The sequence below is a fragment of the Allofrancisella guangzhouensis genome, assembly GCF_000815225.1.
GTDB classification, from domain to species: Bacteria; Pseudomonadota; Gammaproteobacteria; order Francisellales; family Francisellaceae; genus Francisella; species Francisella guangzhouensis.
This window is the reverse complement of record NZ_CP010427.1, coordinates 640,477-653,083: the sequence shown is the minus strand read 5'-3', so window position 1 is coordinate 653,083 and position 12,607 is coordinate 640,477. Positions and strand designations below refer to the sequence as shown.

Genomic DNA, 12,607 nt, shown 5'->3' with positions numbered 1-12,607 from the left:
AATAAGTATTCTTGTTCTAATGAGTCATTTTCTAACTGTTGTGTAAGTCTATATACAGTCTCATAATCTCCAACACTTCTTGCTATATCTATAAATTTTTGAAGATTTTTATTTTTATAGCCATTCTTGAGTTGAAAGGTTATAAATTTAGTTACTTTTTTACTATCTCCTCTTTCTTCTCTTCTAAAAAGTTAGATATCTTAGCTGACTTATCTTGGATAAAGCTAAACAGTTCTGCACCAGTATCCTCATCTTTAAGCATCTTGATTTTATCTTCTACAGATAAATTATGTTCCACACCATGAGAATCTTTAACACTTAAGAACACCTCTTTAGTATAAGCAGAGTATAGAGATTCTAATAAAACATCTTCGTTTCTACCAGCTTTGATGTCGCCAGAATACTTTGTATTAAGTTCTAATATCTCTTTAGCAAACTCTTTGTTTTTCTTAGCACATGATATCTTGACTTGACCCATGTAAATATCGTCTACATAGAAGTCAAACCATTTGCCTTTTGATTGCTCTTTATCTACCTTAAGGTTAAATATTTTATTCATTATTATTGCTCCTAAATTGGTGCTAGAATGGAAGCCTCATCCTAGCATTTTTATATTCTATGGCTCCTAATAACATAGAGTAATAATATGACTGTTTTTAAACCTCGGATTTATGGTATAATTCTGATAACAAAGAGGAGCAATTAAAAATGTATGCAATAACTTTTGATATAGACACGAACTGTCTAAATCAACAATATTCGCAGGATAAGTACAACAATGCTTATAGTGAGGTCAGAAGGTTTTTAGAGGCTAATAATTTCACGTGGCAACAAGGAAGTACATATTTTGGAAATGATAATATAAATGCTGTTACTTGTGTTACTGTAGTACAAAGAATGGCTATTAAATTCCCCTGGTTCTCTGCATGCGTAAAAGACATTAGAATGCTAAGGATAGAAGAAAATAACGATCTATTACCAGCAATTAAGGACATATTAAGTTGATTTTTTACCATGCATAAAGTAATAGATGTGAAGCCTTTAGAAGATTACACAATCCTATTAACATTTGAGAATAATAAAAAAAAATTTGACGTTAAACCATACCTGAAAAACTTCTTTAAACAATTGGAAAATAAGGAATATTTCAAAACAGATAGCCTATATGAAGAATCTAGAGAACTAAACTAGTAAGCCTCTATTTCCTGAAAAACTGCCATGTGTTGCATATATTCATGTGGTAACGCTGAATAATCACTAGAGATAGTCACATCATTGCCATCATTACCGATGGTTTCACTATTAAGCTTAATAGCTGGTACATCAAATATTTGAGCTTGACCATTTCTAGCAAATACACTTAAAACACCAAAAATGGTCCCATTACGTATAGCATTAACAATTGATATATCATTAAGTAGCATTGTGATATTGCCAGTGATAGCCATATCGCCAAAAGATGTTTGGACATTGTAGTAGTAGCCAATAGCTCCTTTGCCTTCTATATTATTGTTAACCTCGATATTCATAGAAGATACATAGTTAGTACCGCCAAGCTCTAAACCATTAATGAATAAGCGCCCGATATTACTAGATGTATTCATAATGTTAGAGTTATATAACGCTACCTCTGTTTGACCTGATTTTTTAGAAGTAACAAACTCTTCAGCGGTCTTTCCTATAGTTGTAAATGTAGTATTAATTTTAGATGCTGTATCTAAAGCTAAGTTCATAGTATTAAGGCTATGTCCAGAGCTATATTCATAAGATATAGGGTTAGTATCTATTTTTTGGTGTAACGTATAAGACTTTCTAATATCGCCATCAATAACGTAATCACCCCATAGAATTTGAATAGTTCCAGTTTCTCCAGCATTCCAGCCAGTAGGAAGATTATCAAGAGTAAGCTTATTAGTTGCTATATTTCTAACCCTAACATAATTATTATTAGCTTCTGTAGCAAAGCCCGATAATTTAATATGTACACCATTAGCTAAGCCCAAAGATGTATAATCAAGCAATGTACTATCTATACCATCAGCTAAAGTATTCACATCACTAGCATCAGCTTGTACACCAACTTTGACAAGATCTAAATCAACCTCAGCATTAGCTAGAGCTGTATCAACTGTGATTGTTACACCGTCAACATCAACAGCTGTAATAACAGCTTTTGAACCTTTGCAACCAACAACATCATCAACAGCAAAGCCAGTATTATCAGTAACAATAATATCTATTCCACTGATAGTTGTTATAGCCGATCTATTTTGCTCGACCCAGTCATTACATAATACTGCCCCAATGAACTCTTTATGCGAGCCAAACTTTAATTCTGATTCAATATTAGAAGATACATTTAGGCCTACCTGCTCTGAACCATTAGCACGTCTTCCAGATGTTCTTAATTCACTTTCTATAGTTATTGGTTCATTGTTAATAGTTGTGCCTTCAGGAATTACTTGAAGTATTTTAATTTCCGGATTTGTAGGAGTAACTCCCTCAACCGTTTCTTTGACATAACCTATTAAGCCATTTTTGTTGCTACTCAATGTTTTCACCCTATAATTATTAATTACAAGATGATTGTATGACTGTTTGAGAATATCGGATTTTTAGGGTTTATAGAACGATGGTGCGTCGCATTCTGATTGTGAATAATGACTCTACAACTGCCATGTTGTATAGCTCACTTGTTGAAGTTGAGGATTTAGCCTCAAACAAAGTATCAGCTCTATTAAGAGTTATAGAGCTTGGAAAAGATGATTTTTTATTTACTCACCTTACGCATTTTAGTTATGAATTTCTAATTTCATATAGTTGCTTAAGAGCAATAGCATTAGATCTAACCAAGAGCTTATATTTCAGAGCGAAGTGGTTTAGTGAAGTTTTTATCTTGAGCATTTCTAGTTTACAAAAAGCTACTAATGAGCAAAAAATATGATTTCTTTGAGTTTTCTCAACTTTAGTTGGTGGTGCTGATAAAGAAGTATTTTGCTTAATTGATTTATGATAAACCTCTATTTGCCATCTTTTTTGATAGTCATGATATAACTGATTAGAATCTATTTCTAAATCATTTGTTACAAGGTATAAAATTCCTTTTGTACCGTTCTCGTTTATGAAAATCTTTTTTGTTAAAAGTACAGGGAAATTCATATCTTTAAGCCATATCTTTAAAGATTCTCCATCAGCAATATCAAGTTCAGAGAGTTTAATAAAATCCTTACTCTTTCTAGCATAATCACTCAAGGCAACAACTCTATTTGACTTCATACCAAGTATGAATTTCTTCGATAATGTGTGATGTATAAAATTCATATTATCTTTAGAGCAAAACCAGCTATCTGCCAAAATATATTTAAACTTAACATGATTAATAACTGCTCGATTTATCATGTTTTGAAACATTTGGTTTTTAGTAACTTTAGATCTTCTTTTATAGCGTTTATCTTTTTCATCATAATATCGCTCATCCTTTTTCACTATCTCATAGTCTATAGGAATAGATAAGTTTGATGTACTAAGCATACATGAGACTATATTAATACCCTTTACATGAACACCTTTAGCATGAGAGTGATGCCAACAGACTATATCATTTTCATCTGTACTTGGCTTTTCACCAATTGTATCATCCAAACAAAGAACATCGTATTCGCTGTTATGTTTTCTAACCAAAGGCTTTATATATTTCCAAAATTCTAAGCTTGTTAAATCTGACTTACTTAAAAACCTTGTTATTTTGTCATGTGATACTTCTTGATCTAATATATCTGATAATTTTGTAGCCGTAGCATACTTAGTTTGGCTTATAAGATAATCTGTGTATATATCTAGTAAATCCTTGTCCATTTCTTAAAAAACAGAATTTTTTCCTATGTCCAGTATTCTAAATATCTTTTTAAAATTTACAATCTTTTGCGTAAGGTGAGTTATTTAACATGAGCCTTGCCAGCAATCATAATTAGCTACTACTTTCTATCAGTACATTGGAATTAATTTTAATTTATTGAAACAATAAAATGGTGCCCGGGGCCGGACTCGAACCGGCACGGAGGTTAAGCTCCGAGGGATTTTAAGTCCCTTGTGTCTACCAATTTCACCACCCGGGCATGTGTTTTGGAGGTCGAGGCCGGAATCGAACCGGCGTCCAAGGCTTTGCAGGCCTCTGCATAACCATTTTGCTACTCGACCACACATACAAAAAGCGTGGAGCGGGAAACGAGGCTCGAACTCGCGACCCCAACCTTGGCAAGGTTGTGCTCTACCACTGAGCTATTCCCGCTTTATAAAGTCATATATTACCTTATTTTGGAATATTGTCAATACTGATATGGTCTTAATTAAAAGAAAATGTTACTTATATCTACTTATTAACATCAAAACTAATCTTAAACAAATTTTGAATATTACCAAGAATTTTCAAATTAGTGTTATTATTTAAATTTACCTTACCATTTCTCACCGAATTATTATTACTGATATTTTCTGCATCCTCTACTAACATCTCTAGTAATGAATTTTGATTTAGTGGCTTATTTGCTTTAGCGTGTATACTAATATTTTGTGGATTTTGCAAAAATATAGCAAAAGATGATAACACTTTCTGTAAAAATACATCTTTCTGCTGTGCTGCCATAAGCTGTAATAAAGCGCCATAAGAACCTAGAATTTGCTGAGGTGTAGTGTTAGGGTCTTTATTAGTATATCTAGCAAGTATTTCTAATAAGCCATGATTAACAAAATTAATATTTAAGTTAGAAATACATAGCTGGTTCTTACATTTATAAAGACTATTCATACCCTTAGAACTAGACGCACCCATATATGATAGTATATTAAGCTTGCCATCAACTATTCCCTGATAGTTAGTATTTAAAGAAGCCAAACCTTTACTCACTATATTTAAACTTGAATTATATGCTGAGCCAGTACTATAATCCTTTTTAGAGTTTATATTTAAATGGATATCTTTTCTCCCTATGATTTCAAAAATAGCTTGGAGAGGTGAATTTTTGTCAAATGAATTACTATCAAACTCAAAAATTATATTTGTGTCATCTTTTGTTGATGAAATGTACGCATCCTTTAAGATGTGCTCGTAATCTGTAAAAAAATCTTTTAATTTAGTATCCGCCAGATTAACACCATCTACAACCAGACTAGAGTCCACATAGTCACTTAAGCCTAGCTTACCATTCATGTTTAAGCTAAATTGGTTTTTTCGCTCTCCTAAGGCTCCTTTAACCTCAAAAGTTGGCTTTTTCTCATAATTTTTACCCAAATATTGGACTGAAACTTCTCTTATTAATTCTGATAAATCTAAATTAAATTCAAACTCTTTTAAGTTTGCTTGTTGAGCAGCATCTTCTAAGCTAGCTAAAAAATCTGAATCTACAACTATATTTGACAAATCAATATTATATAACTCTAATTCACTTTGGAAAAATTTCTTATTATTATTTGTAGAATCAAGTTTAAAATCTAAGGTTTTATCACTACTATCATAATCCAATTCTAAATTATATATATTCTGTCCAAGGTTATTCATTATGACACTAAATAGACCTTTATTATCTGCAAGACTATTTGGATTTATCTGAGCACTAACTACATTACTATTAGCAACTGAAGTAGCTAAATTAGTAATGCTAAGACCCTTAACCTTTATAACAGCATCTTTAGTTACATTTTTCCCGAAATCTAAATTTTTTGTTATTATTTCATTTATAGAGAGATTTGGGTTCTTATCCCCACTGATAACTAATATATCCTCTATTATAATTTCGCCATCACTTTCACGCTTAATATTGCCAACTGTTATTTGAGTTTGGTATGGAAATAATGAATCTAGATTACTCATTACTATTTTTTCAATAATTTTATATTCACTACTAGACTGCTGAATTTGTGTGCTACTATTAATATCTGTTGCAAACAAACTAGATGTATTAAACGTTGCCATGCAAACTGATGCTAATAAAAATATTTTCCTTAACTTCATACCTTTCCTTTTTGGTTTGTTAACCTAGTTTTTCCAACTTTAAAAATTCTAAATCTTTTTTTCGTAACGAAAATATGCCACAATTTGTCTCAAAAGCTATAGGTCCACCTAGAACTGATTTATTTATAACTTTCATTTGCTGCCCTTCTATCACGCCCATTGCTATTATTTTATCCCTAAATGCTTTTGGACAATTATCACTAAACCCGCAAACTACAAACGTATCATTTTTCTTAAAACTCATATAAAAACTCTATATATTTTTATGCAACTATTAATTATAATCTTTTTTAGTATAACATTAATAGCTTAAACGCCAAGTTAGTTTAATAAAATTTTATAACTTATGAAAGATCTCTCTAGACTGAATATTCCCCAAAAACCAAAGGACTCTTTAGGGCAAACACAAAAACCTATCACGTCCAACACGAGAAGAAAAAAAATTATTGTTTTAGCTATTGTTAGTTTACTAAGCATTGCTGTTGCTTCTAAAATTATAAACAAACATCTCAAAAAACAAAAAAACCAAGAAGAAACTCAAATTGAGACTAACACTACTGTCCAACAAAAACAAAAAGATACTAATGAGCAAGTAGATAGCAAACGAAAAACCAACCTAAAAAATGATAATAATGATATGGTTTTTACATTTTACGATAATTTAAAAAACGAAAGTGTAGTGATAGATGCTAAACCTCAAGCACAAAGAGCCCAATATAACTACACCTATGTATACCAAATAGCATCATTTAGAAATATGAATGAAACTACTTACTACGTTAAGAAAATGAAAGAGGCTGGTCTTGAACCTAAATTTGAGCATGTAGGAAATTGGATTAGAATGTATATTGGTCCTTATAATAGTACTAGAGCTATGGCACCAGATATTATTAAACTCCAACGGATTGGTTTAAATGGAGGCTTTACTAGAGAAATAAGTAAAACAAAAATCGAACTTAAAGAAGATGACAGCAATAAATCTAAAGAAACTACAAAAGAGCCAAGCTAAAAATTATTTTTTAATTCTCTTAGCTTAATAAACATCTCTCTACCTAATTTATACTCTGGTAATGCTCTTTGAAGAGCTTTATCATCTATAGACCGAATAAAGATATTAAGTTTTCTCTCTTCTGCTAAATCTAATATTGGCTTATCTTCAGCTTCAAGCCTTACAACTTGACTTTTGTAATGATTAAAATAACTATCATCCGGAAGAACACTTAATGCAAAATCTAAATTATTTTTCCAATAATCATGAGCTGGATATACTTTTATATCATCATCTAATTTAGTTATCTTAACAACAGAATCATACAGCTGATTAATATTTGCTGATTGCGCATGTACGCCACCAACCCCTGCATTAAATAAGGTATCTCCGCAGAAAAGAACTTTTTCTTCATTAAACAAAAAACTCACATGGTCAGATATATGGCCCGGAGTGTATAACACTCTAAACTTAGTGAACTCAAGGTCTATATAGTCATTATCTTTGACATAAAGATCCGGCTCAAATAAATCGTTACTCACATAAGCATATATTTTAGCAGTTGGAAAACCCTGCTTAAGTTTTTTGACACCTGCGATGTGGTCGGCGTGTTTATGGGTTATTAGTATAGCTTTTAGATTAAGGTTGTTATCAGTAATAAAATCACTGAAAAGATCTGATTTTAAAGGATCAACTACTATAGCGTTTTGTTGATCATACAATAAATATTGATAATTTCGTAAATTGTTATCCAAAAACCACCTTTTAATTAACATATTTTTTCTAATATTTACCATAAACAAGTCTAGCTTCTGATAAATCTATACCTGCTACACTACCGTTTTTTATATAAAACCTACATAGTATATGTTGGTATTTTTCTAACTCATACTGTGGTAAAAATGCTTTAATGTTGGTCTCAATATATTGATAAACCATTTTGAAGCTTTGAATATCTGACTTCATCATAGCTAAGCTTAACAAAGTAAGCATGCTGTCATAGTTTTTATTAGCCTCGTTACAAACTTTTGAATATAACTTAAAAATTTCTATATTAAAAGCATTAACATACATATAGAGCATTTTTGAATCAATCTCTAAATTACCTAACTGTTTTTTCATGAATTTCTGAGCCGTAGAAGTATCATTAAATTTTAAAAGTTGCTCAACATATATTCTATTTAATGTCGCAGTAGCATCACACTTATTGTATACATTTGTTAATTGACTAACATTTTTTGCTTCTTTTAATACTAATACTATTAAAGCTTCTTCATTTTTGGTTTCTAAATAAGGGTTATACTTTTCTAAGATGAATAACGCAAAGTTATTGTCACTATTAGCTAAAGTTACCTTTGCTGCTAAATTGACTATATTTGGTAAAAACTTACTATTACGCTCAGTCAAAAGTGCTTTTACGCTAATTTGGGCATCTGAAACTTTATTCATCAAATACTGTAAATACGCCTCGAAAAACTTGTAAACAAAAGTATGATTATCAAGCTGTTTAATTGCAAGTTCAAGAGCTTTTATGTCTTTGTTTTCAATAAGAATACTTATTTTTTTAAACACCACGTAATCTTGCAAATACTTAGGTGTAAATTTAATAAGCTTAGACAGGCCAGTTTTAGATATAAGCTCGTTATGCTCTAATAAAATATCTGCCATAAGGTCAACAAATTTTTCCCGCTTATTAACTAAAAACAAACCTATAAACCAACTAAATATAAGATAAGGCAAGCTAAGTAGCAACCTAAAAAACCTATAACCAAAAACTGTAAGAAAAATTATAATTACAAGCATAAAAACAAAAGCAACTAAATTTATTTTTATAGACTTATCTGCTAAAACAAGCATTATAAATCCATGATATTTAGTCGCCCAGATACCTATTACTGTAGCTGCAGCGACTACAAATATAAGCTTAAAAATTTTCATCATTTTCTACTTCCTTTTGCTTATACTCTACTAAATTGCTACTACCTACTAAAAGTTGGTTCTGCTGTTTAACCAAAGTTTCAATAGCATTATCTAGCCTATCATTTAAATTTTGTCTATCTTGAGCATTTATATTTGTAATGATTTTTTCTAAATTTTTAGCGTCCTGATTTTGAATAAAGTTTTGTTGCAAAATCAGCAGCAGACTTGCTTTAGCTTTATCTATAGTAGCTTGATCATTAGCATAGACAGCATTTTGTAAGGCTATTACAGCATTATAAAGATTGCTCGCAACCACATATTTAGCTTCGTTAGTTGATACTAATTTTTGGTTTTTTGGAATATCTTGTATCTGAATAACTGAACTTAAAAAGTTTAAATATTTATTAGACTCTATGGACTTATTTTTAGTTTGGAATAAATTTTCCGGCGTTATATAAATAAGTTTACCTACTTGTTGCTGTATATTAACAAAATTCTTAATAATATCACTTCTAGAATTATATTGCTCCAAAGACTTTTTAATATTTTGCATATCATTTGCACTTAAATTAGCAACCTTACTTGCCTCTATCTTACTAAAAGCAATGCCCACCAACTCTCTAGCTTTAACTATATTTCCATTAAATAAAGCTACATCTTTTGCCAACGTCAAATAATCAATAGCTGATTGAATATTAATAATACTCATTTGCATATATAGATCTTTAGTTGGAGTAGCAATTTGGTTATTTAATATTTCTAACTGACTTTGAACAGCTTTTAAACTACTTTGCTGAGCCTGTGCTAGAAAGCTTCCTTGCTCTATAAATTTTATTTGACTAGCCTGTATAGCTTTTAACTGGTCAACTTGTGTTTGTAGTTTTCCGTAAGCTTGGTTTATTTGTTGGGATTTTTTAGATTCTAAAGTTAAATTAACAATCACATATCCAGATAAGCCTATAGCAACCAAAGACCCCAACAAGCTAAACTTTGCTATCACTATGTTAGATTTGGTATTTGCAGTTGGGTTTCTATTATCTTTTGGATAACTATTTTGATTATTTTTCTCTACTGACATAATCATTAGCCTCTATATGTTGTAGTATTTTTGCACAAATATGCTCATTACTCGGGTTTTCAAGTTCTAAGGTTTTATAAAAACCTTGTGAATAAACAAATTTTAGCATTTTTGTGCTTGTTATAGTAACTATACTATCGTTCGGTGCAGGTATTTTTTCAAAAATTCTATTTAAAGATTTAAATACATCAATACTTGTTGTTATTACAAACTTAGGCTGTTTACCCCGCCACAACTTTAAATACTTAGTGTGTAAAAATTCTTTACTCTCAAAAGCACGTTCATAAGTTTCAAACTTTTGACAGATTGTGTGTTTATTTATTTCTTTTTCTAAATAATCATTACCATCAACACCTGAAAAAATAGCAAACTTCCTATCAGATAAGCTCTGCTCTGAAATAAGCTTAAACAGTTCCCTTGAGTTATATTCATTTGGGTATTTTGCATTAAGGCTAAAGTTTCTAAGGTAGTTTGCTGTAGTAGCACCAACACTGTATATCGACTTATCGACGAAAGTAGCTGGCAAATATTGCCTAAATAAGCTTTCTACTGCATACTTACTTGTAAATGCAAAATCAGTGAAATTTTCAATTTTAAGATTTATTTTTTTATGCACTATTTTTATAGATGGCAATATACCCACTGATAAACCACTAGCCTCAAATAATTCAGCAAGTTGCTTAGCATCATCGTATGGGCGAGCAATTAATATATCCATTTACTGGTATTTAAATGCCTGTGAATATATATAGTCTAACATGGACTTGAGTCCATTTGCTCTAGTAGCACTCAAATTACTACCAAAGCCTATCTCTTTTATAAAGTCTGTGGTTGATTGTAATATATCACTAGGCTTTGAATCGTTATAAACTCTAAGGAGTAACCCTATCAGGCCAGAGACTATCAAAGCATCACTTGCCGCTATAAAATGTAATCTATCATTTATTATATTACTATCAAACCAAACTTGCGATTGACATCCTTTAACTAGGTTTTGTTGCACTTTTTTCTCTTCCGAAAAAGGTGGTAATTGCTTACCTAGAGATATTATATAATCATACTTATCTTCCCAGTCTTCGAAAAAAGATAATTCTTCAATTAAATTTTGTTGTCTTTGAGTAACTTGATTTTGCATTTACACTCTTGGCTTTTCTAGAACCTTAAGGATAATAATTTTCTCATATTAACATAAATTGCAAAGCTTATAAACTTTATGAATTCGCTAAGCTCCGACCGTGGTAAAGAAATTATAGATAGTCCCGACTAAAGAACGCAAACTAACTAGATACAACTATTCCACGTATAAGGCCATTACCACGCCACTCCACAGACATATAATTAACTGGTCGCATGTCACTATTTACCTCAAAATGTATCGTGCTGATCTTACCCTGTCGTAACTCAGTCCACTCTGAACCAGTATAATAATATTCAACTGCTCCACTATCTAAACCCACAACTACTTGTGGGTTACCATCACCGAACCAATTCACTGACATTTGATTAACTGGAGATTTCCAATTATTATCATGTAACTCATTCCACTTTGAACCATTATAATACTCAACTGCTCCAGCGTCACTACTAATTATATGTCCATTACCCAAACCCACAACTACCTGTGGATTCCCATCACCTTGCCAATTCACTGACATTTGATTAACTGGATTAACCCAACTATTATTATGTAACTCAATCCACTTTGAACCATTATAATACTCAACTGCACTATTCTTTAAACCCACAACTATCTGTGGATTAACAACTTCAACTGGCACTGGCTGTAGCTTACTAATATCAATTACCTTTTGATGCTTACTAAAATCAATATCAATCTTATTAACGCCTTGCCAATTTACTGACATTTGCAGCACTGAAGACTTCCAACCAGCGTCATGTAACTCAGTCCAATATGAACCATTATAATATTCAACTGCTCCACTATCTAAACCTACAACTACCTGTGGCCTACCTTCACCTTGCGAATTTACTGACATTTGTATAACTGGAGACTTCCAACTATTATCATGTAACTCAGTCCAATATGAACCATTATAATACTCAACTGCTCCAGCGTCACTACCAATTATATGTCCATCACCTAAACCCACCACTATCTGCGGCCTACCTTCATCTTGCCAATTCACCGACATTTGGTTAACTGGGTTAACCCAACTATCATCATGTAACTCAATCCACTTCGAACCATCATAATATCCAACTGCTCCACTATCTAAACCTACAACTGTCTCTACACTTGCTTGCCAATCATGGACAGGTGATGGAATTTCTTGCCAATTTGTTGAAATTTGTTTAATGTTAGCCCGCCAATGATCATGAGGACTGAGCGTACCATACTTGAAACCATTATAATATTCAACTATCATACCGTTACCTACAAGCGTCTGTGGCCCACCACCATCTTTCCAATTCTCTTGCCAATTCACTAACGTTTGGTCACCTTTCAAACCTATTACCGAACCCTTACGCCAAGTTACTCCATCATAAATGTCAAATGAATAGCATAATGAAGAAGACGTCATTAAAATAGTTGCTACACATAAAATAGTTTTTTTCATATTGGTTACCCTTGCTTCCTATGTCTAAATAATAA

At 31.6% G+C, this 12,607-nt stretch carries 14 protein-coding genes and 3 tRNA genes; 3 read left to right on the top strand and 14 right to left on the bottom strand.

What is annotated here, in order from left to right; all coding sequences use genetic code 11:
* Positions 1–151: 151 nt before the first annotated feature.
* A complete protein-coding gene (locus SD28_RS03075; RefSeq protein WP_039123988.1) occupies positions 152–559 on the bottom strand; it encodes a hypothetical protein in 408 nt (135 codons plus the stop codon).
* Positions 560–708: 149 nt separating this feature from the next.
* Between SD28_RS03075 and SD28_RS03070 the strand changes: the two genes are divergently transcribed.
* Together SD28_RS03070 and SD28_RS07915 are read left to right on the top strand one after the other, a co-directional pair.
* The gene (locus SD28_RS03070; protein WP_039123986.1) at positions 709–1,005 is read left to right on the top strand and encodes a virulence factor; all 297 of its coding nucleotides are present in this window, start codon (positions 709–711) and stop codon (positions 1,003–1,005) included.
* 9 nt (positions 1,006–1,014) lie between these two features.
* A complete protein-coding gene (locus SD28_RS07915) occupies positions 1,015–1,191 on the top strand; it encodes a DUF2442 domain-containing protein (protein ID WP_084593806.1) in 177 nt (58 codons plus the stop codon).
* Here the strand turns inward: SD28_RS07915 and SD28_RS03065 are convergent.
* The 7 genes from SD28_RS03065 to SD28_RS03035 form a co-directional block, all read right to left on the bottom strand.
* Positions 1,188–2,552 carry a phage tail tube protein gene (locus SD28_RS03065; RefSeq protein WP_039123984.1) on the bottom strand — a complete coding sequence of 455 codons (1,365 nt, stop codon included), beginning with the start codon at positions 2,550–2,552 and terminating at the stop codon, positions 1,188–1,190. The two genes, SD28_RS07915 and SD28_RS03065, sit on opposite strands and share 4 nt — an antisense overlap.
* A gap of 244 nt (positions 2,553–2,796) precedes the next feature.
* On the bottom strand, positions 2,797–3,855 hold the full coding sequence (locus SD28_RS07870) for an IS701 family transposase (protein WP_039123982.1): 1,059 nt from the start codon (positions 3,853–3,855) through the stop codon (positions 2,797–2,799).
* A 171-nt stretch (positions 3,856–4,026) separates the two neighbouring features.
* A tRNA-Leu gene (locus SD28_RS03055) sits at positions 4,027–4,115 on the bottom strand.
* Between the two features lie 8 nt (positions 4,116–4,123).
* Positions 4,124–4,197, bottom strand: a tRNA-Cys gene (locus tag SD28_RS03050).
* Positions 4,198–4,213: 16 nt separating this feature from the next.
* Positions 4,214–4,288, bottom strand: a tRNA-Gly gene (locus tag SD28_RS03045).
* 81 nt (positions 4,289–4,369) lie between these two features.
* Entirely contained in the window at positions 4,370–6,007 is a 1,638-nt protein-coding gene (locus SD28_RS03040; protein ID WP_039123979.1) for a hypothetical protein, read from the bottom strand.
* A gap of 19 nt (positions 6,008–6,026) precedes the next feature.
* On the bottom strand, positions 6,027–6,251 hold the full coding sequence (locus SD28_RS03035) for a FeoA domain-containing protein (protein WP_039123977.1): 225 nt from the start codon (positions 6,249–6,251) through the stop codon (positions 6,027–6,029).
* Between the two features lie 102 nt (positions 6,252–6,353).
* On the opposite strand from SD28_RS03035, the gene SD28_RS03030 reads away from it, so the two are divergent.
* Positions 6,354–7,016: an SPOR domain-containing protein gene (locus SD28_RS03030; protein ID WP_039123975.1), complete on the top strand. Its 663-nt coding sequence runs from the start codon at positions 6,354–6,356 to the stop codon at positions 7,014–7,016.
* Here the strand turns inward: SD28_RS03030 and SD28_RS03025 are convergent.
* From SD28_RS03025 to SD28_RS03000, 6 genes are all read right to left on the bottom strand, one after another.
* Positions 7,013–7,771, bottom strand: coding sequence for an MBL fold metallo-hydrolase (locus SD28_RS03025; RefSeq protein ID WP_039125743.1), 759 nt, complete (start codon positions 7,769–7,771; stop codon positions 7,013–7,015). The genes SD28_RS03030 and SD28_RS03025 overlap by 4 nt on opposite strands.
* Positions 7,772–7,778: 7 nt before the next feature.
* Positions 7,779–8,936, bottom strand: a complete 1,158-nt coding sequence (locus SD28_RS03020; protein WP_039123973.1) for a hypothetical protein — start codon at positions 8,934–8,936, stop codon at positions 7,779–7,781.
* On the bottom strand, positions 8,920–9,993 hold the full coding sequence (locus SD28_RS03015; RefSeq protein ID WP_052251866.1) for a hypothetical protein: 1,074 nt from the start codon (positions 9,991–9,993) through the stop codon (positions 8,920–8,922). The genes SD28_RS03020 and SD28_RS03015 overlap by 17 nt, the downstream gene beginning before the upstream one ends.
* Complete coding sequence (locus SD28_RS03010) at positions 9,974–10,711, bottom strand: uroporphyrinogen-III synthase (RefSeq protein WP_039123971.1); 738 nt, start codon at positions 10,709–10,711, stop codon at positions 9,974–9,976. The genes SD28_RS03015 and SD28_RS03010 overlap by 20 nt, the downstream gene beginning before the upstream one ends.
* Positions 10,712–11,128 (bottom strand): SufE family protein, encoded by a 417-nt coding sequence (locus SD28_RS03005; RefSeq protein WP_039123969.1) that lies wholly within the window; start codon positions 11,126–11,128, stop codon positions 10,712–10,714.
* Positions 11,129–11,270: 142 nt separating this feature from the next.
* Positions 11,271–12,572 (bottom strand): hypothetical protein, encoded by a 1,302-nt coding sequence (locus SD28_RS03000; protein ID WP_039123967.1) that lies wholly within the window; start codon positions 12,570–12,572, stop codon positions 11,271–11,273.
* Positions 12,573–12,607: the final 35 nt, after the last annotated feature.

Excerpts from the sequence above, each read along its gene's own strand:
- SD28_RS03075 (WP_039123988.1), bottom strand. The coding sequence starts at position 559 with ATGAATAAAATATTTAACCTTAAGGTAGATAAAGAGCAATCAAAAGGC.
- SD28_RS03070 (WP_039123986.1), top strand. The coding sequence starts at position 709 with ATGTATGCAATAACTTTTGATATAGACACGAACTGTCTAAATCAACAA.
- SD28_RS07915 (WP_084593806.1), top strand. The coding sequence starts at position 1,015 with ATGCATAAAGTAATAGATGTGAAGCCTTTAGAAGATTACACAATCCTA.
- SD28_RS07870 (WP_039123982.1), bottom strand. The coding sequence starts at position 3,855 with ATGGACAAGGATTTACTAGATATATACACAGATTATCTTATAAGCCAA.
- SD28_RS03040 (WP_039123979.1), bottom strand. The coding sequence starts at position 6,007 with ATGAAGTTAAGGAAAATATTTTTATTAGCATCAGTTTGCATGGCAACG.
- SD28_RS03035 (WP_039123977.1), bottom strand. The coding sequence starts at position 6,251 with ATGAGTTTTAAGAAAAATGATACGTTTGTAGTTTGCGGGTTTAGTGAT.
- SD28_RS03030 (WP_039123975.1), top strand. The coding sequence starts at position 6,354 with ATGAAAGATCTCTCTAGACTGAATATTCCCCAAAAACCAAAGGACTCT.
- SD28_RS03025 (WP_039125743.1), bottom strand. The coding sequence starts at position 7,771 with ATGTTAATTAAAAGGTGGTTTTTGGATAACAATTTACGAAATTATCAA.
- SD28_RS03020 (WP_039123973.1), bottom strand. The coding sequence starts at position 8,936 with ATGATGAAAATTTTTAAGCTTATATTTGTAGTCGCTGCAGCTACAGTA.
- SD28_RS03015 (WP_052251866.1), bottom strand. The coding sequence starts at position 9,993 with ATGTCAGTAGAGAAAAATAATCAAAATAGTTATCCAAAAGATAATAGA.
- SD28_RS03010 (WP_039123971.1), bottom strand. The coding sequence starts at position 10,711 with ATGGATATATTAATTGCTCGCCCATACGATGATGCTAAGCAACTTGCT.
- SD28_RS03005 (WP_039123969.1), bottom strand. The coding sequence starts at position 11,128 with ATGCAAAATCAAGTTACTCAAAGACAACAAAATTTAATTGAAGAATTA.
- SD28_RS03000 (WP_039123967.1), bottom strand. The coding sequence starts at position 12,572 with ATGAAAAAAACTATTTTATGTGTAGCAACTATTTTAATGACGTCTTCT.